Origin of the sequence: Flavobacterium algicola (genome assembly GCF_022399565.1) — a bacterium.
Classification (GTDB): Bacteria; Bacteroidota; Bacteroidia; order Flavobacteriales; family Flavobacteriaceae; genus Flavobacterium; species Flavobacterium algicola.
In genome coordinates this window covers 968999-993580 of record NZ_JAJTUT010000001.1, presented here as the reverse complement: position 1 = coordinate 993580, position 24582 = coordinate 968999, and the positions used below count along the sequence as shown (strand labels likewise).

Sequence of the window (24582 nt, the reverse complement as noted above, 5' to 3'; positions counted from 1 at the left end):
GCTAATTCCCTATTTTTTATAGAATAATATTGCTAAATTTGAGATATATCAAAAAATATTTACATATGAAAATACAATTCAATACCGACAAAAATATAGAAGGACACGAAAGATTAGAAATATATTTTACTACTGAGTTAGAAAAATCATTAGCTCGTTTTGAAGATAAAGTAACACGTTTTGAAGTGCATTTAGGAGACGAAAATAGCGCAAAAGGTGGAGCAGATGACAAAAGATGTGTAATCGAAGCACGTCCAGCAGGTTTGCAACCTATTGCGGTTACAGCTCATGCAGACTCTATCGAAAAAGCATTTTTTCTAGCGTCAGATAAAATTAAAAAAGCGTTAACTACTGCTTTTGAAAAGCAACAAACACATTAATAAGAATAATAAAGTTGATTATTAATTCAGAAAAAAGCAGTCTAAAAAATATTTTAGGCTGCTTTTTTTATTGCGGTAGATTTGCTGCTATCAATTATGGTGTGTAATATTATTCTAATGAAGTTTAGCCCACGACTAAAGCTATATTGTTTCTACAGATAGTGAGCTTTGGCAGGCGTAATGCAGTGTGCGAATAATTGTTGTTTAGCCCCGATTGCAGCTAATTATCCTTTTTTATTATACAGATGCTTTTTCTGGAGCTGTATTATAAAAAAGATAATGCGGAAAGCGGGACAACTGTACTAATGAAAAACGAGATATGCTGCTCCTAAATCTGCGCTTCTTTTTCGAAAAGTAAATCGGCTAGCGGTTGGTCTCTTTTGTAAACATCCTCGTAAAAATGAAGTGTTCCATCTGTGTCTACCCATGCGGTGAAATAACCAATATAAACAGGGATTTTATTTTGAAGCGTATGCCAAACTTCTTTACCACCATGCATAGCTTCATCGATTTTCTCTGATGTCCATTTTGGTTCATTTTGTAACAACACTTCGGCAAGTTCCTTTGGCTTTTCTACTCGAATGCAACCATGACTGAATGCGCGATCACGACGACTAAATAAATGTTTAGAGGGTGTATCGTGCAAATAAATTGAATTTGAATTTGGGAATAAAAATTTTACGAGACCCAATGAATTTCTGGATCCTGGTTTTTGGCGCACTCTACCGTCATTCCACTCCATGTTGTGTTGTGCTAAATAATTAGGGTTTTTGGCTATCCCTGGTTTGATTTCATTTTTAATAATGCTGTAAGGAATGTTCCAGTAGGGGCTAAATACAATGTAGCGCATCGGAGCACTAAAAATTACTGTTTTATTTAGCGTCTTACCAACAACTACATTTGATTTAAATGCTGGTTTTCCATCTTTAAAGTAAGTCAATTCGTAAGCAGGAATATTAACCGCAATAATTTCTTTTGCTTTAATGATATCTTTGGGTATCCATCGGCATCTCTCCATGTTGACTACCAGAGTTTTGATTCTATCGGTAACCGAGATATTAAGTGTCTTTAAATGTGATGGTAGTATGATAGTGCTCGAGGCATTACGATTTGTTTTTTTAAACTTTAATACGGCATCTCCGAGGGTTTCATCATAGACAGCGCTCTTAGAATTGTTTTCAAGCTCGCCAGTTAGATACAATCTGTTTCTCAACTGTGCTATGGTATTAGAGCTGTCACCAATATTTAAAGATTTGACAGAAGGATCAAATTCTATGGTTCCCCAGCCTCCATCTTTTTCAATTTTTCGGTATTTTTTTAAAGTTTTTTGCAGTAAATAGTACTGTGCAAATAATCCTTTTTCATTCTTTTTTATTAAAGCCGGGTTTACTAGTAACGAATCAAGGTATTGCCCATAAGATTGTTTGTCTCGGGGTAAAAACCATTCCATTTTATTCGTCTTTTCTGTATCCAACCCTTGATATACTTTATCTACATAAAAGAAATACATGGAAGTATTTAGTAATTCAGTAGTAAAATTAGGTTCTTTTGGAAGTGCACTTTCGTAGATTGAATCTAATTTTTGACGGTAAGGAATACTTGTTAATACACCTTCGTCTTCGATATTTATAATCTTATTATGCAGCAAACTTCCAAATTCATTTACCCCGTTTTTGTCATACCATATGTATTTATAGTTGTGTTTTCTATATAATGCACGTACTTCGTCTTGATATTTATCTAATAAAGGATGTTTCTGAAAAAAAGTTGTCACATTGATACTGTCAAAAACAGGATCTGTTTTTTCTGCAATTGCTTCTATTGCTGTAGCTCCAGATTTATCTTTGAATTTATTGCAAGATGCTGTTAAGAAGAGTGTTAGATTTAATACTAAAAAAACAAATAGGCTTAACTTTCTCATGTTGACTGAAATTTATATCAATATCGAATGTAAAAGTACATCAAATAAATGATTAGGTAATTAGCAATTTTTTAATAATCTTAAAGCCTCTTTATAGCAATAACTATACCTTAGGACCTCTTATCTTAAAAATTTTTAAGAAATTTTTAAGAAATAGTGTGTGTGATTTCTGACTGAGATTTTGAAAAAAATTAAATTCTCAGTAAAGCTTACCTATTTCTGATAATTAGTCAAAGTTGACAACTTTTAATAGAGATGCATTGTTAATATGATGTTTATCCAAGTTTTAGATTTGATTTATGGTTGATTTGTTAAAAAAAAATAAAATATTTTTAACTTTGAGTCAAAAATTAATAGGTTAAATTGAATATAATGAAAATAGAAAGACGTTGGATAATCTCCTTTACGATTATAAGTTTGGTTTGTATCGCAGGAGTTTTTTGGCCTTTGGCATCTGAAACTAATAAAATTCTAAATCAATTTGGAACTTTAGATCAAATCGTACCTGCAGACGTAGCGTGGATGCTTACCTCATGTTGCCTTGTGTTAATTATGACACCTGGACTTTCTTTTTTTTATGGCGGAATGGTTGGAAAAAATAATGTTATATCTACTATGCTGCAAAGTTTTATTTGTATGGGAGTTGTAACGTTGATATGGGTTGTGGTAGGATTTAGTCTGGCATTTGGAGAACCAATGGGTGTACAAATTGGAGATGGTTTTTACAGCTTTATTGGTGACCCAACTTCTTTTGCATTTATGGATTATGTGAATGTTTTGCCACACAAAGAAATTGCAAGTACAGTTCCATTTATGTTGTTTGCATTATTTCAAATGAAATTTGCAGTAATCGCACCAGCAATTATTACAGGCTCGTTTGCTGAACGTGTTCGCTTTATTTCCTACTTATTATTTATATGTTTATTTACCATTTTTATATATGCGCCATTGTGTCATTCAGTTTGGTATCCTACAGGAATTTTGGGATCCTACTTCGGAGTGAAGGATTTTGCAGGGGGTACTGTTGTGCATATGAGTGCTGGTTTTGCAGCATTGGCGGGAGTTATGGTTTTAGGAAAAAGAAATAACAGCAACCATGTACCAACAAATATTCCGTTTGTACTTTTAGGTACTGGAATGTTGTGGTTTGGTTGGATTGGTTTTAATGCTGGATCTTCTCTAGAGGCAAACGGAGTGGCAGCAATGGCATTTGCTACTACAACAACAGCTTCTGCGGCAGCAATGTTGACGTGGATTTTCTTTGATAGGTTAAATGGTCGAAAAGTCTCCGCTCTCGGTGCGTGTATAGGTGCAGTCGTGGGATTGGTTTCTATCACTCCAGCAGCAGGTTATGTTTCTGTACCAGAAAGTATGTTTTTTGGTTTTATTACTTCTTTAGTTTCTAATGCATTAGTGCATTCTTCTTTATTGCGAAAATTTGATGATACGTTAGATGTATTCGCCTGTCATGGTGTGGGCGGAATTATGGGAATGATCTTAACTGCAATATTTGCCCATGGAGAAGATGCTAGTTTGCTTCACGGTGGATGGGGCGTTTTTGGGCATCATATGATGGCACTTGTACTGGTTTCTGCTTTTACATTTTTTGGAGCGTACTTTTTATTTAAAGTAACCAATAGAATTATACCGATGCGTGTGTCGCCTGAGTCAGAAAATATAGGCTTGGATATTTCGCAACATGATGAGACATTGTTTCCTATAGAATGTACAGATTAAATTAAATAGGTGATTTTTATTATTGAATACACCTTTGATTCTTTATCAGTCTACTTTTAATCTGGTCAAAAATCGTTAATTAAAATTTACTTAGGTCTTATATATTTGCCTAAATTTGCCGGCTAAGACTTTTGGGTCGAACTGAATGAAGTATAAATAGATAGAAAATCGTGGGAAGCAAAAATAAATTAAAGAGATTCAAGGAAAACGAAACATTCGAAAATGTTTTTCAACCAACTAGAGAAGAAGTAGTGGGTGATCTTTTTCCTTTGAAAGGGAAATGGAATTCAGATTTTTTCAAAAATGATAATCCACTTGTATTAGAATTAGGATGTGGTAAAGGAGAATACTCTGTAGGCTTAGCTGAAAGATATCCGAATAAAAATTTTGTTGGTATAGACATCAAAGGAGCTCGTTTTTGGCGTGGTGCCAAAACTGCAGTTGATTCTGGAATGAAAAATGTGGCGTTTATACGTACCCAAATTGAATTAATCAATCATATTTTTGCAGAAAATGAAGTGGATGAAATCTGGATTACTTTTCCAGATCCTCAAATAAAATATAAGAGAACCAAACACCGTATGACAAATTCGGAGTTTTTGAAACTGTATAAAAAAGTTTTGAAGAAGGATGGTGTAATGAATTTGAAAACTGATAGTGAATTTATGCACGGATACACATTAGGATTGCTACATGGTGAAGGCCATGAAGTTTTGTACGCTAACCATAATGTATACGTAAACGAAGGAAGCCCAGAAGAGGTAACTGCTTTTCAGACTTTTTATGAAAAACAATACTTAGAGGTTAATAAGGCGATCACTTATATTAAATTTAAGATTAAAGATTAATTTTTATAGATGTTTTTAAATTGTTAGAATGAATTTTATAACCCCTCTTTTTTTTGGATTTGTTACGGCTGTTATTGGTATTCTTCCTCCGGGTTTGATCAACATGACGGCTGTCAAAGTAAATTTAAAAGAGGGGAGTAGAAATGCTGTTTCTTTTGTTTTGGGTGCTGTATTGATAATTTTTGTTCAAGCTTACATTGCGATCTTATCTGCCGAAGTAATTAATTCACGCCCAGATATTGTAATTTTATTGCGAGAGATTGGCCTTGGGATTTTCACTTTACTAACGATCTATTTTCTTTTTATTGCTAAAAAGCCAAAATTGAGAAAAGCCAAAATTGGTAACAAAAGCAAGAAGAAGCGCTTCTTTTTGGGAATGTTGCTTTCGGGGCTTAACTTTTTTCCTATTCCCTATTATGTTTTTGTGAGTTTTACATTGGCATCTTATGGTCTTTTTTCTTTCTCAAATACATATATTCTTCCATTTGTTTCAGGAGTTGTTATAGGGTCTTCATTGGTATTTTATATTTATATTTCTTTCTTTCAAAAAGTCGAATCCAAAGCAGATTCTCTCTTGAAAAATATGAACAAAATTATAGGTAGTGTTACAGGATTAATTTCGATAATAGCTTTAATAAATATCATTCGATACTACTTAAAGTAAAAGAAAATCAATTGGAAAACGATAATTTTTTTGAACGCGTTTATACTATCGCTCGCCAAATTCCTTTTGGTCGAGTTACATCATATGGTGCTATTGCCAAAGCTTTAGGGACTGCTCGCTCTGCTAGAATGGTAGGTTGGGCAATGAATGCATCTCACAGTCTAGAAGATGTTCCCGCTCACAGAGTTGTAAATAGAAAAGGACTGCTGACAGGAAAATTACATTTTGATGGCACCAACCTTATGCAACAACTGCTAGAAAGTGAAGGAGTTGAAGTGGTTGATAATCAGATTTTAAATTTTGAAAAGCATTTTTGGGAACCAGAAATCACACAATAATAATTATTGTTTTTAGTATTTTATGATGTTTTTAAAAAGAACTGCAATTCTGTACTTTTCTTATAAATGTGGCTATTAGATAGTCATTGCTATACAGGCAAAATGGACAAAATTTAATTTATTTTGGAGTTGAATATTTGCATTTTCCTTAACAATAAATACAATTTAAATACTTTATATTAAGAACTTAATCCCTTATCTTTGTAGTCTGAAATAAGTTTAAATAAACATAGTGTTTTTTAGACCGAACGCAACAATAGAAATAGAATAAGTGATGAAATTAGATAGAAAAGACATTCTAAAAGCTTTAGAAACAATAACTATAGCTGGCGAAGGAAAAAATATGGTAGAGAGTGGTGCAATTGCAAATGTACTTACTTTTGGAGATGAGGTTGTGGTTGAATTGGTATTGAATACGCCAGCCATGCACATCAAGAAACGTGCTGAAGATGATATTAAAAAAACCATTTTGGAAAAAGTTTCTGCCGACGCAAAAATTAAAATCAACAGTAAAGTAGAAGTTCCTGAAAAAGCTGAGATTAAAGGGAAATCAATTCCTGGAATCAAAAATATCATCGCTGTTGCCTCTGGAAAAGGAGGAGTAGGGAAATCAACTGTAACTGCTAATCTAGCTGTTACTTTAGCAAAAATGGGATTTTCAGTAGGAGTTTTAGATGCAGATATCTATGGTCCATCTATGCCAATTATGTTTGATGTTGAAAATGAAAAGCCTACTTCGATTACTGTTGACGGTAAGTCAAAAATGAAACCAGTAGAAAGTTATGAAGTAAAAATGCTTTCAATCGGGTTCTTTACTGCGCCAAGTCAGGCGGTTATCTGGAGAGGTCCAATGGCTTCAAAAGCACTTAATCAAATGATCTTTGATGCAAATTGGGGAGAACTGGATTTTATGTTAATCGATTTGCCTCCAGGAACGGGTGATATTCACCTTTCTATCATGCAATCATTACCTGTAACAGGTGCTGTCGTTGTAAGTACGCCACAAGCAGTAGCTTTGGCCGATGCAAAAAAAGGAGTTTCTATGTTTTTATCTGAAGCTATCAACGTGCCAGTACTTGGAATTATAGAGAACATGGCCTACTTCACACCAGAAGAATTGCCAAATAATAAATATTACATCTTTGGACAAGAGGGGGCAAAAAATTTAGCTCAAGATCTAGATGTTCCATTCTTAGGAGAAGTGCCAATTGTGCAATCAATTCGTGAAGCGGGTGATTATGGTCGTCCTGCAGCAATGCAAACGGGTTCGGTTGTTGCTAGCGTTTTCGAAGAAATTACTCGTAAGGTCGTAGAAGAAACAATCAGTAGAAATCAAAATTTACCAGCTTCAGAAGCCATAAAAATAACAACAATGGCAGGTTGTTCAGCAGTAAAAAAATAATTCCAGTTGTGTAACAACTAGGGAAACAATATAAAAATTATGACAACAGAAGAATTAACCAACAATGTGTTACTTGCACTTGAAGAAATTCGTCCTTTTTTGAATTCAGATGGCGGAGATATTTCATTGATTTCAATCGATGACGACAAACATGTTAAGGTACGATTAGAAGGTGCATGTACAAGTTGCAGCGTAAACCAGATGACCTTAAAAGCAGGTGTAGAAACTACAATCAAGAAATTTGCACCACAAATAGAAACCGTTGTCAATATAGCATAATTAATATGAGGTCGTAATTGTTTTAAGTAATTATTCGCTCAGATGAGTTATTATTTAAGATCTAAATAATACATTGTTATTATTTGTACCCCTCACGCAAAACCCCCTATACCCTAAAAATGGACGTATTAATAAAAATCAAAGATAGAGAAGGAGTTGTACACGAATTGCAAGCTCCAACAGACATGGCCATGAACATCATGGAATTATGTAAAGCTTACGAATTACCTGTAGAAGGTACTTGTGGGGGAATGGCAATGTGTGCTTCTTGTCAATGTTATGTTATCAATGATGTAGCTTTACCAGAGATGGGAGATGATGAAGAAGCGATGCTTTCAGAAGCGTTCTACGTAAAATCAAATAGCCGTTTGGGATGCCAAATTCCAATTACACCAGAGTTAGAAGGATTAGAATTAGAATTAGCTCCAGAGAGTTAGTCAATATCGTTTAAATAGTAAAGCCTCCACTTGCAAAAGTGGAGGCTTTTTTTATATTTAAAACTAATCGTTTTAATTTTGTTTAGACTTCTTTAAGAAGAAGTCGAGAATCTATTTTAAAACTTCTTTAAAAAAACTAAGCATTGCTTCCCACGAGCGCTCTGCAGCCTCTTTATTATAGGCCATTCCTGAACTGTTATCGCTTCCTGCATCCTTATGTGTAAATCCGTGCACTGCATTTGAATAATAATTCATCTGCCAATCTGCTTTAGCAGTACGCATTTCATTTTGGAAATCTTTAATATCTTTTTCCGGTGCATAAGGATCATCGGCACCATGTAGTACCAAAACTTTAGGTGTTATTGGGTCAATGTTTCGTGCTGCGTCACGAGCTAAGCCACCATGGAAAGAAACAACACCTTTTACTTTCATATTTACACGTGCGGCCTCAATAGCTCCTGTGCCACCAAAGCAGTAACCAATCACGACTATTTTATCTGGATTAGCACCGTTTTTAACTAGTTGATCAAGAGCTAGCTGAATTCTACGGTGGTAGTTCGCTATATCTTTTTTGTACGATCCAGACAGTTTTCCGGCTTCTTGAGCATTTGTAGGTTTGTTACCAACTCCGTAGATATCAGCTACAAAAGCATGGTATCCCAACTCCTTCAAAGCAACTGCAGACTCCTTAGAGTGGTCATCAATTCCCATCCATGCTGGTAAAATTAGAACACCAGCATTGTCTAAATTTTTTCTTTTAGCTTCGGCAAAAAATCCTGATAATTTTTGAGAATCATCTTTGTAGGCTACCGATTTTAATTGTGCGAATGATATGTACGGGACAGTTAAGAGTGCCAATACAAGTATCGAAATTTTATTTTTCATATAATAGTTTGTTTATTAGTTTAAAGGTACGCTTTTGACGTTGGAACAAAAGTTAAATTTTTCTAATTTAAACGGATAATATTTTGCTGATTTTAGTTCGATTTTTTGGTATTTAATGCAATTAGCGCTTTAGGTAATAATCGTTCTACAAATAATGTATAAGCAGCTTCAGATGGATGTAAGCCATCATAGGTGACTAAATATGGATTTCTAATTCCGTCCCTGCTTATATCGGTTATGCTTATATATGCGATTCCGTTTTCTCTGCAATATTTTTCGGCAAAACTATTGTAACGATCAATTGCAAGAGATGTGTTCGTACTGTTAGTGTAATCTTGACCAAAAGGAGTAAAGGTATAATCAGGTATTGATAATACGATAACTTTCTTCTTATCACCTTTTGCAAAAGCAATACTTTGTTTAATCAATTGTGGAAAATCTTTCTCAAATATTTTAAAATCAAAATTCTGAAACTGATTGTTAACACCGATGAGCAGCGTTACCATATCGTAATTAGTATGAGGTTTTTGATTGCTTATAGCGGCAAGTAGTTGCGTAGAAGTCCAGCCTGTTTTGGCAATAATATCCGCATCGATTTGTTGAAATTGATTGCAAGTTGTGGCTAATTTTTGTTTTAATTGTAAAGGAAAAGAGCAATTGCTGCAAACGCCTTGCCCGATGGTGTAGGAATCGCCAAGTGCGAGATATGTTAAATTTTGATTGCTCGAGAACGGGGACTTAGATGTGTCTTTAATTGCGCTGCTCTCCGCAGTGCAGTTGAGAAGGAGAAAAACAAGCGCTACCGTAACTATTAGAATGAATGTCTTTTTCATATAGCCTTAATTTAATTAGAACCTACTGATAGTTACGGTAAAACAGACTATATGGTTTTAGATTACAGCTACCTTGTGGTAGATATGTTCTTCAATAGCATTCCATAATCCAATACGTTTTTCTAAAGCCAAAATAGAAACCTCTTCAACTTCTTTCCATTTCACAGCATCTTCTTGACATAATTCTGTAATCATTTCCATTGCCATAGGACCATGTTCATCTGCATCTAGCTCAATATGTCTTTCGAAATAATAAACCAATTTTGTCAAATCAGCATCAACTAAGTTTTCTTGAAAACGCTTAATGATGGAAGTAAACATATTCGGAATCAAATCTTCTCTACCAAAAGTAAAAGCGGCTGCAATTTCATGAGGTTTACCGTGCTCAATTACATTGAAAGTAAAATCTAAGAATGCTTTTATTCCAGGGTGTAAATGACTTGTCTTGATTGCTACAAAAATATTTTTAAGTGAATCTATTTCCTTTAGAAATTGCTCGATTTCAGTTGTATCTGCACCGCAATCTTTCATTGCCTCGATGTACATCTCGTAATGACTTTGACGACGACCATCAATAGATAAATCAGTTTCTTCTGCAAGAACGATTTCATTTATTAAGTAACGGGTTTGAGGGTTTGAAGTTGGAAACCAAGGTGTTGTTGTACATGTTAACTTTGACTGAAGTGCTTTTAATAAAGACATAAAATCCCAAACAGCATAGACGTGTCCCTCAAGAAAAGCTTGTAGGTCTTCAATAGTTTTTACTTTGTTGTAAAGAGGATGTTCTAATAATATATTTTTTTGACTCTCAATACTGTCGTTGATGTGTTGAATGTTCATTTTTGGATAATTTTGATGTAAATATAAAAAAGCTTCTAGTTATCGAGAAGCTTTCTTTACATTTTATTATTACTTTAATAAATGTTTCAGTTGGCTTTCTATTATAGATACGAAAATAGTCAATATATGGTTTTGAGATCATCAAATATCGATGAGCTACCAGTATGTTTCGACTAACAGAATATTTTAATTCTATCACAGCGAACTTTTAAATTGATTTATCGAATGTTTATTTTCGATGCAGATAGATGTACATTATTATCTCGCTATTGTGACTTATTTATATAATAAAATAGATTATTTAAAGGCAGAAATACCAGTAATATCCAATCCGGTTATTAGCAGGTGTATATCATGTGTGCCTTCATAGGTGATTACCGATTCAAGGTTCATCATGTGGCGCATGATCGAATATTCGCCGGTGATTCCCATTCCGCCTAATATTTGTCTTGCCTCGCGAGCAATTTCTATAGCCATATTGACATTATTTCTTTTAGCCATTGAAATTTGTGCAGTTGTTGCTTTGCTTTCGTTTCGCAAAACGCCTAATCGCCAAGTGAGCAATTGCGCTTTGGTAATTTCGGTTATCATCTCTGCTAATTTTTTTTGCTGCAATTGCATGCCAGCTATAGGTTTATCAAACTGTATGCGTTCTTTGGCATAGCGCAATGCAGTATCATAACAATCCATTGCAGCACCTATTGCTCCCCATGCAATGCCATAGCGAGCAGAATCCAAACAACCTAGTGGTGCTCCTAAACCTGATTTGTTGGGTAATATATTTATTTTGGGAACTTTGACATTATCGAAAATTAATTCACCAGTAGCTGAAGCTCTCAATGACCATTTGTTATGGGTTTCGGGTGTTGTAAAACCAACCATGCCTCGCTCTACTATAAGGCCATGAATGCGTCCTGATTCATCTTTTGCCCAAACGATGGCGATGTCTGCAAAAGGTGCATTTGAAATCCACATTTTGGCACCATTCAAAACAACATGATCGCCTTTGTCTTTAAAATTGGTGATCATACTTCCTGGATCAGAGCCATAATTGGGCTCGGTCAAACCAAAACAGCCCATGAATTCGCCTGATGCCAATTTAGGTAAGTACTTTTTTCGTTGCACTTCGTTCCCATATTTCCAGATAGGATACATCACCAAGGATGATTGTACCGAGGCTGTTGATCGAATCCCCGAATCTCCGCGTTCTAGTTCTTGCATGATCAAACCATAAGAGATTTGGTCCAATCCAGCGCCACCATATTCTGTTGGAATATAAGGACCAAAACCGCCAACCTCGCCTAAACCCGGAATGAGTTCTTTGGGGAATTCGGCTCGTTGGGCATAATCTTCGATAATGGGTGATACTGCTTTTTTGACCCAAGCTCTTGCGGACTCTCGAACTAATTTGTGTTCTTCGGTCAATAAATCATCTAAAAGATAGTAATCAGGGGCTTGAAATAAGTCTGGTTTCATAGAAAAGTAGTCTTGATTGGGATTCAAAACTAAATTTAAGGAAAATAAAATGAATAGTAGGGAGTTTGCCTTGTAATAGTAAAAATTTGATGAAGATGGGTGTCTGTAATTTCCCTAATAGTACTTCATAGCCGCGACCGTCCCGAAGTTTCGGGAGCATTCTCTTGTATTGCGATAGCAAATACAAGAGATACAGTGGAGAGCGGGACCGGATTTTCTTAAAAGAACCCAAATTCCCTGCTCCCAAAATCTTTAATTCAACTTGAAGTTGATTTGCATTTTTTCGAGTTCAACCAATAACTCGTTTGAGATATTAATTTTCAGTCTGCGACTCGGCATGTTTAATCTCGTAACGACTTTTATTTCTTCTACTTCGGTTACTTCTGGTGTTTTTACGGTACTAATTTCGGTATCATCATCGTCAGTTGCTTCTTCTATAAAATCATCCTCACCTTCTATAGTGATTGGTTCTACTTCGACCATTTTCTTGATTCGCTCCAGTTCCATAATGTCAAAAGCGACTTGATGGTCACCTCTGTGTTCTTGGAAAAGTCGGTTCAAATGATGTATGAAATCCGTTTGTAAATCGGTAATATTTAGAATAATAATAAGTTTTTTTGCAAAGGCTGCCAATACATCTTGTAATTGTCTCACCTCTGTAAACGTAATTCTAGGATCACTTTTCTTACCCGTATCTTGATTTACCCAACCGTCTTTGATCATCAATTTGATGTAGACAAAATTGTTTTGCAAGAAGAAATGACGGAATTTTAAGTACTCTTCACCAAATATTTTGAACTCATAACTTTCATCATAGCCTTCTAGATTGAAGATTCCCCAACCTTTTCCGTTCTTGGCTACTTTGTGCTGTACATTGTTGACTATCCCCGCAATTGCTAGCGGTTTGCTTACATGCAAGTGTAAGCTTTTGAGAGCCTCAAGTTTAACATTACAAAAGTTTTTCATCTCAAATTTATAATCATCAAGTGGATGGCCTGAGATGTAAATTCCAACGACTTCTTTTTCTTTGGCAAGTTTCTCCATCGTGCTCCAATCCTCGCAAGGGGGAACAACAGGCTCTGCAATCTGCACTTCTGACGCTTCGCCAAATAAACTTACCTGGGATGAATTTTCGTTTTCCTGAAATTTAGCTCCGTATCGAATGGCTTTTTCGTAGAATGTGATTCCGTCACCGTCATCGTGAAAATATTGCGCACGATGTGTGTCTTCAAAACAGTCAAAACCACCTGCTAATGCTAAATTTTCAAATGCTTTTTTATTGGCAGAACGAAGGTCAATACGTTTGGCTAAATCAAAAATAGATTTGTAGCGACCATCTTTTCTGTGCTCAACTATAGTTGCTACAGCTCCAGAACCAACACCTTTTACGGCACCCATTCCAAATCGAACAGCATACTCATCGTTTACGGTAAATTTATAGAAAGATTCATTTACATCTGGTCCCAAAACTTGTAAGCCCATGCGTTTGCATTCTTCCATAAAGAAAGAGACTTGCTTGATATCGTTCATATTATTAGACAATACCGCCGCCATATATTCGGCAGGGTAGTGCGCTTTTAGATAAGCGGTTTGGTAAGCGATCCATGCATAGCAAGTTGAGTGGGATTTGTTAAAGGCATAACTCGCAAAGGCTTCCCAGTCTTTCCAGATTTTCTCCAGTACTACAGGGTCATGTCCTTTTTCTGCCGCTTGTCTGACAAATTGAGGTTTCATTTTGTCTAGTACTTCTTTTTGTTTTTTACCCATCGCTTTACGCAAAACGTCGGCCTCACCTTTGGTAAATCCAGCCAAAGATTGAGATAAAAGCATCACCTGCTCTTGGTAAACAGTAATACCATAGGTTTCACCAAGGTATTCTTCGCAGGCATCTAGATCGTATTTGATTTCTTCTTCTCCATTTTTTCGACGTACGAAAGAAGGAATGTATTCTAATGGTCCCGGACGATACAAGGCATTCATGGCAATTAAATCCCCAAAAACGGTAGGCTTCAATTCCTTCATGTATTTTTGCATTCCGGGTGATTCGTATTGAAAGATACCAACTGTTTCTCCACGCTGGAATAATTCGTATGTTTTTACATCATCAATAGGGAAGGTATCCGGATCGAGCGTAATATCGTTTCTGTATTTTACCAATTTAACGGTGTCTTTTATCAAAGTAAGGGTCTTCAGACCCAAAAAGTCCATCTTTAACAATCCAGCGCTTTCGGCTACGGAGTTATCAAATTGGGTTACGTATAAATCGGAATCTTTGGCAGTAGTAACAGGAACATAATTGGTAATATCTGATGGTGTGATGATCACCCCACAGGCGTGAATACCGGTGTTACGCATGGAACCCTCCAAGATTTTTGCTTGCTGAATGGTCTCTGCAGCAAGGTCGTTACCATTGGCAATGGCAATCAATTCTTTTACAAGTTCAAATTCGTCTGGTCCTTTTAGCGCTTTCTTTACATCATCTTCTGACTCAGAAAGAAAACGTGCTAGATTCCATTTTCCAGGCATCATGGCCGGAATCAATTTGGCAATTCTATCGGCTTCAAATAGAGGTAGATCGAGTACACGGGCGGTATCACGAATCGCCGATTTGGTCGCCATTTTACCATATGTAATAATCTGTGCCACTTGATTGGCTCCGTATTTATTGATTACATAATCCATAACACGACCACGACCCTCGTCATCAAAATCGATATCAATATCGGGCATGGACACACGATCGGGATTCAAGAAACGCTCAAAAAGCAAGTCGTATTTAATCGGGTCAATATTGGTAATTCCCAAGCAATATGCAACGGCAGATCCCGCTGCCGATCCACGTCCCGGTCCTACAGATACGTCCATCTCTCGGGCCTTGGCAATGAAATCCTGAACAATCAAGAAATACCCTGGATACCCAGAGTTGGAAATGGTCAAGAGTTCAAAATCCAATCGCTCTTGAATGGACTCGGTTATTTCGCCATATCGTTTTCGGGCACCAACCATCGTTAAGTCACGCAAATAGGCGTTTTCCCCACGTACCCCATTGTCTTTGTCGTCTTCGGGATCCACAAATTCTTGCGGAATATCGTATTTTGGTAGCAATACATCGCGGTACAAAGAATAAGGTTCGACCTTATCAATGATTTCTTGAATGTTGATAATCGCATCGGGTAAGTCAGCAAAAAGTTGCTTCATCTCATCACCCGACTTGTAATAATATTCTTGATTTGGAAGTCCATAACGGTAGCCACGACCACGTCCTATTGGAGTGGCTTGTTTTTCTCCGTCTTTTACACACAACAAAATATCGTGTGCGTTGGCATCCTCTTTATTAACGTAATAGGTATTATTGGACGCAATTAATTTAACATCATGTTTACTGGCAAATTCAATCAAGGTTTTGTTTACTCGGTTTTCATCTTCCTGGTTGTGGCGCATGATTTCGAGATAGAAATCGGCTCCAAATTGCTCCTTCCACCAAATCAAAGCTTCTTCGGCTTGGTTTTCTCCCAAGTTTAGGATTTTTCCAGGAATCTCTCCATACAAGTTACCCGACAACACCATGATATCTTCCTTGTATTTTTCTACAAGTTTTTTGTCAATACGAGGTACATAATAAAAACCATCAATATTGGCAATCGATGCCATTTTGGCTAAATTATGATACCCATTTTTATTTTTGGCCAACAATACTACTTGATAACCATTGTCTTTTTTGGATTTGTCCAAGTGGTTTTCGCAGATGTTGAACTCTAAACCTACGATTGGTTTGATTTCAGTCTCTGTAGGTTCTTCACCGTTTTCAATCAATGCGGCATTTTTGGCTTTAGCGGCTTTGGTATGATTCATTACTGCACTCACAAAGTGGAAAGCTCCCATCATGTTGGCTGTATCGGTCATGGCAACTGCAGGCATTTTGAATTTTGCAGTTGCTTTAACGATGTCCGCAATTCCGATTGTGGATTGCAAAACGGAGAATTGTGTGTGATTGTGTAAATGCGCATAAGGCACATCTGTTAAAACTGCTTTGTTGTTGTTTAACTCCTTTTTCGAAACAGTTTGCGTAGTGGTTTCGCCAAATTGCTGACGAATTTTATCAGACGCCTGCTTGAGGTTGATGTGTTTCAACCCAATAAGCTGAATCTCTCTTGGGTTTTTATTTTGAAAATCAACAAAGTAGGAGCCAGGAACATCCAGCTCTTCTTTGGTGAAAATTTCTTTTCGAATTAATTCTAAAAAGCAACGTGTTGTTGCCTCTACATCGGCAGTTGCATTGTGCGCCTCACCAAAAGGAGCTCCAAATAAATATTGGTGTAATTCTGTTAAAGTTGGTAATTTGAACTTTCCTCCACGACCTCCAGGTAATTGTAATAACTTAGCAATAACCTCGGTACAGGTGTCCAAAACGGGCATCGACGCCATCGGACTTTCAACAGAAAGTCGGTGGAATTCAGCACCCATAATATTGACATCAAAACCTAGATTCTGACCCACAATAAATTTGGCTTTTCCCAAAGCGATATTGAATTTCTCCAACACCTCAGCTAGCGGAATCCCATCATGCTGTGCCAATTCGGTTGAAATCCCGTGAATACGCTCGGCATCATATGGGATATTAAATCCCTCGGGCTGTACCAAATAATCCTGATGTTCAATCAATTTACCCATCTCGTCATGCAACTGCCATGCAATCTGAATACAACGAGGCCAGTTATCAGAATCGGTGATTGGAGCATTCCAGTTTTTAGGTAATCCAGTAGTTTCGGTATCGAATATTAAGTACATAGCTGATATTGAGGAGATTATGATTTTAAGGTTTCCCGAAAAATGAATTTCAAATTTAGGGATTTTTTGAGCGAATGTAAAGGGAAGTTATCAACAAAAATACACGAATAACAATTTGGGCGTGCCACCAATAAAAAAAGGGGCTTACAGTAGTTTGCAGTTACAAAGCCCCTTTTTTTATTGCTGTCCTGCTATCCGCGCTACTTCGGTAGCTAGCTTCTATCAGTCACGCGGGAGTGACAAAATCGTATTAAAAAACCCTGCTAGAGTTTTAAACTCAAGCAGGGTTGCTCTATTACTATTTTAAAGAAAAATCAAATGGAAACTTATTGTTTAATCACTTTTGTTACCGATTCGCCGTCTTGTGTTTTAATTCTGAAAATATACACTCCATTTTGTAAGGGTGAAAGATCAATCGTATTGGCAGTTTCAGAAATGTTTTTCGATACTAATATTCTACCGGAAACATCAGATATTTGAATAGTAGCGTTGTCCATAGTACTGGCTTCAATTATTACAAAGTTGCTAGTAGGGTTTGGATATACTTTAATACTATTTGATTTGTTGAAATTGGTAGTGCTTAAAGTAGCGCATGTTGAACCTGTTTGTATTACCGATCCAGCGAGCCAATTTGATGTTGATCCTGTAAGCGCAAAGTTTGTTAATGTCGGATTAGTATAGCCTGTAACTGCATTTGTTAAGGTATTTTGAGCAGTATTATTGGCTTGATCGTTACCTTGGTTGAATTTATAATAGGAAATTAATCCTTGTTCATTACCCGCTAATTCGCAATTTTTACTATTATTTATTTGCTCAACTGTTCGTACAGTATTCCAAATACGAAGTTCGTCAATTGATCCATTAAAGTAATTGCTGTTGTACTGTAGGGCTCCAATAACGATCTCAGGAGTACTGTTTCTGGTTAAAGTGCTTCCTGTGCCAGATGCTTCTAAATTTCCATCAATGTATAATTTCATTTGTCCAGTAGCTTGTTTCCAACTAACACATACATGTTTCCATTCTCCTGTATTGATTGCAGTTGTTGAGAAAATAGTGATATCTGGATTACCAACGCCAAAAGCTAGTTTGGAGTTGACCAAAGACGTACCAAAATCATTGGTTACGCCAGCTTCTTCGGCATCCACAATTCCTTTACCACCATACCATTGACCGCTATTTGATCCAGTATCAGTCGTTTTGATCCAATATTCTAATGTAAAATCAGAAGTGGTTGGTTTAGGTATTCTGATGTAATCATTAACTCCATCAAAATTCAGATGCGTTGCTGGTGATGTAACGGTGACTACGAGAGCAGTTCTTGTACTTTCGCAACCATTCGAATTTGAGCTTGATACATAATAAGTAGTTGTTCCAGATACTGTAGTGCTCGGTGTTGGTGCAGAGGTGCTTGCGATCCCTCCAATTAATGAAGCGTACCAAAGTAGTCCAGTTCCACTAGCTGTTAATGGAGTTGCTGTTGCATTTTTTAGATAGGTCACAGGGCTGGTTGTTGGAGCAGTTAAAGCATCAGGCTGTGTTATGATGAAATCTTGAGCTTTTGTACATCCATTCGCATCTGTAACAGTGCAAGTCCAGCTACCAGCTGTTAAACCTGTTACAGAAGTTGTTCCGTCGCCTGCGGGATTTCCTGGAGTCCAATTATATGTATAACCTCCAGCACCTCCAGTTGGAGTATTCACAGTAGCAGCGCCATTTGAAGCACTATTACAAGAAATATTAGTTAGCGAAGCAGCTGTTAAATTAATTGCAGTTGGTTGACTAATGTTAAAGCTAGTAGAATTACTATTACCACAAGAATTAGTCACCGTACATGTCCAGTTTCCAGCAGTTAATCCTATTACACTCGCTGTTCCGTCACCTGTTGGATTACCGGGAGTCCAGTTATATGTTAAGCCCGTTCCTCCAGAAGCATTTACTGCTGCAGCTCCCGTGCTGCCTCCGTTACATGCAATATTAGTTTGAGAGGCCTTAGCTACTGTTACTGCAGAACAAGTAATCTTCTGCCAAGTCATAGCATCAAGTGCTACATATTCAATATTTCCTGTAGTCGTAACTATATATGAATCAATAATGGCATTAGAATTATCACTCCCACCATAAGTAGTCATGTTTACTGAAGTAAAGCCATTAGTTGTTCCTATTCCTGTAGCGAAACCACTGCTTTGTGAGGCTGTAAATACGGTTGCGCCAGCAAGCTTACCAGTAATGGTACAAGAACCCGTAATATTGAAATCTGAAAAAGATTTTCTGCTTAAATATAACCACAGGCTTTTTAAATTAAACGGTGTACTCCCAGAAGTAGCAATTGTAAACTCTACAGGTCCATAAGACCCTGCACTACTATTTTCTATGTAATTGTTGTCGATAGCAGTACCGTTCCATCCTGTTCTAGGATATGCGGTTTGAATTTTAAAAGGACCATGAGCTTGAGTAGTAACATTAAAAACTTGACCATTATCTGTAAAGCTTGTACTTCCATTAGTTTCTGTTTCGAAATCCTCAGTCGTTTGTGCTATAAATAACTGTGTAATTAAAACAGCAAATAGACTTAATAAGTATTTTTTTTTCATATGCGGATTATTTAGGGGGTTAAATTGGGGTAAAAAGTGTTGGTGTTTAATAACATGTGTTTTTTAATAATCAATTTTCAAAAAGTCTGAGACGATTTTATCTACTTGAATAAATGTCATAAATGGAGTTAAATGAATTAATCAACTTACGTATAATTTTCTTTTTATAATTTTCATTTTTATTGATGGTTTGTAATTAATAAGTACATTAAATAAAATGGGATAGATTATTAACTGCACTTTTAAATTCGAATAATTTCCCTAAGTAAATATATGCAAAATTACTTATAAATTATTTGTAAATAGTGTTTTAATCGTATTTTTACGTGTTTTGACTGGTATTTATGTAGATTATAGACCATAATTATTCCCAAAATAAGGTAGTAGTAGTTAATAACAGATGTTTGTAGAAGGTAAATTTGCAGTTAATTTAGTTTACTATTTCGTAATTTCTGATAAGTTACTTTTAGAAAATATATTGGAACAATGAATTAAGAGATGCTTCTTAATTAGTTAGTAATTAACTGTTGTATTAATTTTTTCCATTGCTATAAAAGTACTGTGCCTAAATTTGATGTATTAAAAATTAAGGCCTGCCATTACAGCAAGCCTTCTTAGAGATCTAAAAACTTAAACTTTTTAGATCTTAATTAATTTTTTTGTTACTGTTGCTTCATTTGCAGTTACTTTAATGAAATATATTCCTCTTGCCAATTCGCTAGTATTGATAGTATTCAAACTGCTATTTGTTGTTTTCTGAATAAGTGTTTTACCTGTAGTATCAAAAAGTTGAATACTCGTTTTGTCAGTAGTACTCAAAACTATAAAAAGTTCATTTTGGATTGAAGTTGGATAAATTGCGACACCGTTAGAAGTATTAAAATTATTTGTTCCAAGTGTGGCATTGGCTTCAATCGGGCTAAAATCTTTCCATACGTTTGCTGTCTTGTAGCTAGATACGCTGCTTGATGGTACTTTTAAACTACAGTTTGCTTGATCTACTCCGTAAAAAGCGTTAGCATTTATTACAGCCACGTTCGGATTCATGCAGATAACAGAAGTTAAATTTGCGCAATCTGCGAAAGCATAATCCTCTATTGAATTTACATTTTCTCCAATGGTAATTGATGTGATACTTGTTATAGAGGATTTTGTCGTTAATGACTTGCTAGCTGTTAAATCGTCATTATAGATACCTTCAAAAGCTGACTCTGCGATTGCTGTTACTAAATAATCGTCTCCTTTGTAATTTACGGTAGCAGGAATTACGATAGCTCCAGTATAATTTTTACCCAAGCTAGCGATTACTTTTACCGTTGACCCTGATGTGAATTCATAACTAATTTCATTTATAACAGTTGGTTCGATGTTTGTAATTCGATAAAAATCTTCCCAATGTGCTGCATTTTTATAATCATCCATTGAATTAGTAGGAACAATTAAGGTAGCAGATAGAACTGGAGTAGTCCCAGAAAATACAGTGTTATCAATCTCAATTGGTGACGCAACATTACAAGTTATTAATTTTAAATTTGGACAAAAATTAAAAGCGTATTGCCTAATTGATTGAACACTTGCAGGTATCGTAACGTTCGATAAACTTTTACAATTAGTTAAAACTGCAAATGATACCTCTGTAATACTATTTGGGAAACTAAAGCTTGTTAAACCTGAATTATTAAATGCATAATCACCTATATAAGTAACAGAATTCGGTACTTCTAACGAAGTTAATGACTTGCAATATGCAAAAACTTCTTTTCCAATAGACGTAATAGAAGTTGGAATATTAATGGTTGTTAAATTTTCACAATGAGTAAATGCTGCTTTTTCAAATGAAGTGACAGAATTTCCAATATGAACAGAACTTAATGATGTACAGTCTTCAAAAGCATATTCTGGAACTGCAGTAATATTATTCCCTATAGTAATAGCTGTAAGTTCTTCATTATATCTAAAAGCTTCTGAGTATATTGTAGTAACGTTATAAGTTATATTTTCATATGTAACTGTCGAAGGAATAGTGATAGATCCCTCGTAATTGCCATCTGTATTATTCACAACTTCGACAGTAGCAGGCGTTGCTTTAGATGTAATTTCGTAGGCAAGACCATCGACTATAAATGGCTCGGCATCAGTAATTTTTAAAAATTCTTTCCATCCATCTGCATTTTTATAAAGATCCAAGCTTGCTGTTGGAACAATTAATCTACAAGATTCTACATTAATATTATAAAATACTTCTTCACTTACTTGTAAAGGATTTATAATTTCGCAGGTGATTTGATTTAGTTGATTATACCCATTAAATGCAGTATTACTAATTTCTGTAACTTCATAAACCACATCATTATAGCTTACAGTTGCTGGTATTCTTATTAAAGTACTAGTAGGATTTTCAGTATTTAGTACCACTTTTACAGCTGCTGGTTGAGTAGATGTGATTTCATAAGCTACTGCATCAATGACAAAAGGTTTGACATCGCTGATATTAGCAAAATCTTGCCAGATGAAAGCTAGTTCATAAAGTTCTTTTTTACCTGTAGGAACAATTAATTTACAATAATCTAAATATACATTTGTAAATACAGATGAACTGATTGGTAGTGCAACTTCTATATTGCTGGTAATCTGCTTTAAATTGAAGCAATTCGCAAAAGCATGATCACCGATTGAAGTAATAGATTTAGGGATATTCACAAAACTTAACCCATAACTATTAGCAAAAGCGCTTTCTGCAATTTCTGTCACATTATATGGTTCATCATAATAAGTTATAACTGATGGGATTACTACTGAACCAGAATATCCAGTCTCACTGTTTGCAATCACTTTTACGGATGAAATTCCGTTAATCTCATAATTGATTCCATCTATGATGAAGTTACCGGGTACTGCAAGTGCATTTGCCGAAGCCAAACTGATATTCACAAATGCGAATAGGAAAAGTAATTTTTTAATCATAATTAATTATTTTAAGTAGGTTTATAATTTCTATATGAAAAAGGAGTTGTTAAAAATGATTTTCGACCCAATTCTACCGCTCTCATTAAATTAGATGTTTTTTGGGGCACCTATAATAAATAAATGGTTTTGAATTGAATCAATAGTAAATAATTGACCTTTTGAACATAGACTCTAATTGAGTGACAAATCTATTGTACAAAATATAATTCGAATAGCCCATTCGGACAAATCGATAGCCCAATAAGACATTTCGACGATTTTTTAGGTAGATCGTCGATTATTTACACTTTTATATGTAAAAACATTGGGGGTTAATGGAGATTTTGACCGTAATAAATTGATAAATTTTGTTCTAAGAACTCTAATCAAAAGCTATATCACAACGAAATGCTGAGGGGAGCTTTCCATGTTTTTTTTTGAAAGTAGCGCTAAATTTGCTGGGACTATCATATCCTACTTGATTTGCAATATGTTTTATTTGCATATCAGTATTAAGAATAAGCTGCATCGCTAACTCCATTTTTTTATCAATATTATATTGTAGAATTGAAGTACCGTAGACAGACTTAAAATCTGTTTTTAATTTTGAGGACGAGATATTAAGCTTTTCTGCAATAGTATCAATACCAATAAACGGACTAGATAATTTAGTCGAAATCATCAGTTCACATTTTGCAATCTTCTTATAATCCACTGCACCTTTTTCCTGGTAGTCATTTTTTCGGTCATCTTCAAAAACATTTTTGAAGAACGAAGAGAGTAAGCTTAGTGATTGTGCTTTTAAAATAGTTTTATTGAATACACTCGTATTGAATGTTTTAAAAGTATGAAGGATTGCATGAGACAACTCTTCCGCATTAGGCACTATATCTTGATACGAAATAAAGCCTTTGTCGGAATCTAGAAATTTTTTAAACGGAATATTGCTGTCTAATTGATCTAATGGTATGTTGTTCTCAATCCAACTCGGACTTACATAATAAATATAAAATTGGCATTTAGATCCTTTGTAAAAACAAGCACCAACGTCAACGCCCGGTTTTTTAAATCCCCAAAATTTATTTTGAAAAGGCATTTTATCAATAAATACATTTTGCAATTTTACATCACTTTCAAAAACGGTAAAAGTGATTGAGTAATGTTCGCTCGGAATGTCTTTTGCGTACACAGATTTTATAACTGTATCGTGTTTAAAATTTAAGTTGGTTATCGTAAGCCATAAACCTTCGTCAATTTTTCTGTAGCGCATCTCACCTTTTATAAAAGGATTATTTCGGTATACAGTTTGTTCTTCGATAACATGCTTACTTCCGGGTGTTTTTATTGTTGACTCTATAAATGATTCCGGAGTATTTGCTAAAAAAGGGAATTCGAAAAACCCGTCCTGATAGAACTTGAAGTTAGGCTTGATAAATTGGAACCATTTTGAAATACTCATGCTTTTAAAATATAGTACAATACCAAAATTGCTAGGACTAAAGAGCCTTAATCAGGAATAAGTGAGTTACAAATAAACAAAAAAACTTTTTTATTGTCAAAGTTCGAAATTGAGGTCTAGGATGCTAATAATGTTAATGTGAACATAAATTCATTAATTAAATTTACGGAGCACTTATCATTTTATAGGAAAAAGGGAATTCTATTTCAATATAATCATAAAGTTCAAAAAAAAAATATTTACTTATATGAAAAGCATTAAGTTGTAAAATACTTTTGTAACCTTTTCTGTAACAGTGTTTTTGGGCTGTATTGTACGATTATATATTATAGGTGTGTATGTGAGCATCTATTATAATACGAGAATCAGATTAACTTATAGGTTACTCTATTATTATCCGATATACAATTTTGGCTAGATGGTTTAACTCTAAAGAATTTATTTTTAATTCAATAGAATTTTTAAAATATATAGTATTTTCTTATGTTATATAGGAAGATTTTATGAATTTATCTAAAATTACTTGTCTAAATTTATGAATTCATCTTACTTTTCATTTTAAAATTAGGAGTTCTGTCAAGATTAAGAAAGTTTTAATTTTTGCCTTTATAGAACTATAAAAAAACTTAAAATCTTTTATTTGGATGTCGTAGTATTTGACGCGTAAAAAAAGATTCATTTATATATACAAAAGGCTAAAATTCTACATGGTTTTTCGATTATTTATTAATTAGAATATTGATGGTAGTAAGGACGGA

General features: G+C 35.1%; 17 protein-coding genes. 8 read left to right on the top strand and 9 right to left on the bottom strand.

The window, feature by feature from the left end; genetic code table 11:
- Window positions 1-65: 65 nt before the first annotated feature.
- On the top strand, window positions 66-380 hold the full coding sequence (locus tag LXH21_RS04290) for an HPF/RaiA family ribosome-associated protein (protein ID WP_239862979.1): 315 nt from the start codon (window positions 66-68) through the stop codon (window positions 378-380).
- A 328-nt stretch (window positions 381-708) separates the two neighbouring features.
- Here LXH21_RS04290 and LXH21_RS04285 read toward each other — a convergent pair whose 3' ends face one another.
- A complete protein-coding gene (locus LXH21_RS04285) occupies window positions 709-2301 on the bottom strand; it encodes a L,D-transpeptidase family protein (protein WP_239862978.1) in 1593 nt (530 codons plus the stop codon).
- Window positions 2302-2673: 372 nt separating this feature from the next.
- Between LXH21_RS04285 and LXH21_RS04280 the strand changes: the two genes are divergently transcribed.
- The 7 genes from LXH21_RS04280 to LXH21_RS04250 all read left to right on the top strand — a co-directional run bounded on the left by LXH21_RS04280 (window position 2674) and on the right by LXH21_RS04250 (window position 8006).
- On the top strand, window positions 2674-4038 hold the full coding sequence (locus LXH21_RS04280; protein ID WP_239862977.1) for an ammonium transporter: 1365 nt from the start codon (window positions 2674-2676) through the stop codon (window positions 4036-4038).
- 170 nt (window positions 4039-4208) lie between these two features.
- Window positions 4209-4886 carry a tRNA (guanosine(46)-N7)-methyltransferase TrmB gene (gene trmB, locus LXH21_RS04275; RefSeq protein ID WP_239862975.1) on the top strand — a complete coding sequence of 226 codons (678 nt, stop codon included), beginning with the start codon at window positions 4209-4211 and terminating at the stop codon, window positions 4884-4886.
- Between the two features lie 28 nt (window positions 4887-4914).
- Window positions 4915-5550 carry a LysE family transporter gene (locus LXH21_RS04270; protein ID WP_239862974.1) on the top strand — a complete coding sequence of 212 codons (636 nt, stop codon included), beginning with the start codon at window positions 4915-4917 and terminating at the stop codon, window positions 5548-5550.
- A gap of 11 nt (window positions 5551-5561) precedes the next feature.
- Entirely contained in the window at window positions 5562-5888 is a 327-nt protein-coding gene (locus LXH21_RS04265; protein WP_239862973.1) for an MGMT family protein, read from the top strand.
- A gap of 274 nt (window positions 5889-6162) precedes the next feature.
- On the top strand, window positions 6163-7290 hold the full coding sequence (locus tag LXH21_RS04260; RefSeq protein ID WP_239862972.1) for an Mrp/NBP35 family ATP-binding protein: 1128 nt from the start codon (window positions 6163-6165) through the stop codon (window positions 7288-7290).
- Between the two features lie 39 nt (window positions 7291-7329).
- Window positions 7330-7569 carry a NifU family protein gene (locus LXH21_RS04255; protein WP_239862971.1) on the top strand — a complete coding sequence of 80 codons (240 nt, stop codon included), beginning with the start codon at window positions 7330-7332 and terminating at the stop codon, window positions 7567-7569.
- Between the two features lie 119 nt (window positions 7570-7688).
- Window positions 7689-8006, top strand: coding sequence for a 2Fe-2S iron-sulfur cluster-binding family protein (locus LXH21_RS04250; protein WP_239862969.1), 318 nt, complete (start codon window positions 7689-7691; stop codon window positions 8004-8006).
- A gap of 111 nt (window positions 8007-8117) precedes the next feature.
- Here LXH21_RS04250 and LXH21_RS04245 read toward each other — a convergent pair whose 3' ends face one another.
- The 8 genes from LXH21_RS04245 to LXH21_RS04210 form a co-directional block, all read right to left on the bottom strand.
- A complete protein-coding gene (locus tag LXH21_RS04245) occupies window positions 8118-8891 on the bottom strand; it encodes a dienelactone hydrolase family protein (RefSeq protein WP_239862966.1) in 774 nt (257 codons plus the stop codon).
- A 92-nt stretch (window positions 8892-8983) separates the two neighbouring features.
- On the bottom strand, window positions 8984-9724 hold the full coding sequence (locus LXH21_RS04240) for an SGNH/GDSL hydrolase family protein (RefSeq protein ID WP_239862965.1): 741 nt from the start codon (window positions 9722-9724) through the stop codon (window positions 8984-8986).
- A 57-nt stretch (window positions 9725-9781) separates the two neighbouring features.
- A complete protein-coding gene (locus tag LXH21_RS04235; protein ID WP_239862964.1) occupies window positions 9782-10564 on the bottom strand; it encodes a DUF3050 domain-containing protein in 783 nt (260 codons plus the stop codon).
- Window positions 10565-10861: 297 nt separating this feature from the next.
- On the bottom strand, window positions 10862-12040 hold the full coding sequence (locus tag LXH21_RS04230; protein WP_239862963.1) for an acyl-CoA dehydrogenase family protein: 1179 nt from the start codon (window positions 12038-12040) through the stop codon (window positions 10862-10864).
- Window positions 12041-12292: 252 nt separating this feature from the next.
- Complete coding sequence (gene dnaE / locus LXH21_RS04225) at window positions 12293-16828, bottom strand: DNA polymerase III subunit alpha (RefSeq protein ID WP_239862962.1); 4536 nt, start codon at window positions 16826-16828, stop codon at window positions 12293-12295.
- 326 nt (window positions 16829-17154) lie between these two features.
- Window positions 17155-19419 (bottom strand): LamG-like jellyroll fold domain-containing protein, encoded by a 2265-nt coding sequence (locus LXH21_RS04220; RefSeq protein ID WP_239862961.1) that lies wholly within the window; start codon window positions 19417-19419, stop codon window positions 17155-17157.
- Between the two features lie 639 nt (window positions 19420-20058).
- Window positions 20059-22383 (bottom strand): leucine-rich repeat protein, encoded by a 2325-nt coding sequence (locus tag LXH21_RS04215; protein WP_239862959.1) that lies wholly within the window; start codon window positions 22381-22383, stop codon window positions 20059-20061.
- Between the two features lie 364 nt (window positions 22384-22747).
- Window positions 22748-23824, bottom strand: a complete 1077-nt coding sequence (locus LXH21_RS04210) for a helix-turn-helix transcriptional regulator (protein WP_239862958.1) — start codon at window positions 23822-23824, stop codon at window positions 22748-22750.
- Between the last annotated feature and the right edge of the window lie 758 nt (window positions 23825-24582).

Coding starts and splice junctions, on each gene's coding strand:
- LXH21_RS04290 (WP_239862979.1), top strand. CDS start 66: ATGAAAATACAATTCAATACCGACAAAAATATAGAAGGACACGAAAGA.
- LXH21_RS04285 (WP_239862978.1), bottom strand. CDS start 2,301: ATGAGAAAGTTAAGCCTATTTGTTTTTTTAGTATTAAATCTAACACTC.
- LXH21_RS04280 (WP_239862977.1), top strand. CDS start 2,674: ATGAAAATAGAAAGACGTTGGATAATCTCCTTTACGATTATAAGTTTG.
- LXH21_RS04270 (WP_239862974.1), top strand. CDS start 4,915: ATGAATTTTATAACCCCTCTTTTTTTTGGATTTGTTACGGCTGTTATT.
- LXH21_RS04260 (WP_239862972.1), top strand. CDS start 6,163: ATGAAATTAGATAGAAAAGACATTCTAAAAGCTTTAGAAACAATAACT.
- LXH21_RS04255 (WP_239862971.1), top strand. CDS start 7,330: ATGACAACAGAAGAATTAACCAACAATGTGTTACTTGCACTTGAAGAA.
- LXH21_RS04250 (WP_239862969.1), top strand. CDS start 7,689: ATGGACGTATTAATAAAAATCAAAGATAGAGAAGGAGTTGTACACGAA.
- LXH21_RS04245 (WP_239862966.1), bottom strand. CDS start 8,891: ATGAAAAATAAAATTTCGATACTTGTATTGGCACTCTTAACTGTCCCG.
- LXH21_RS04240 (WP_239862965.1), bottom strand. CDS start 9,724: ATGAAAAAGACATTCATTCTAATAGTTACGGTAGCGCTTGTTTTTCTC.
- LXH21_RS04235 (WP_239862964.1), bottom strand. CDS start 10,564: ATGAACATTCAACACATCAACGACAGTATTGAGAGTCAAAAAAATATA.
- LXH21_RS04230 (WP_239862963.1), bottom strand. CDS start 12,040: ATGAAACCAGACTTATTTCAAGCCCCTGATTACTATCTTTTAGATGAT.
- dnaE (WP_239862962.1), bottom strand. CDS start 16,828: ATGTACTTAATATTCGATACCGAAACTACTGGATTACCTAAAAACTGG.
- LXH21_RS04220 (WP_239862961.1), bottom strand. CDS start 19,419: ATGAAAAAAAAATACTTATTAAGTCTATTTGCTGTTTTAATTACACAG.
- LXH21_RS04215 (WP_239862959.1), bottom strand. CDS start 22,383: ATGATTAAAAAATTACTTTTCCTATTCGCATTTGTGAATATCAGTTTG.
- LXH21_RS04210 (WP_239862958.1), bottom strand. CDS start 23,824: ATGAGTATTTCAAAATGGTTCCAATTTATCAAGCCTAACTTCAAGTTC.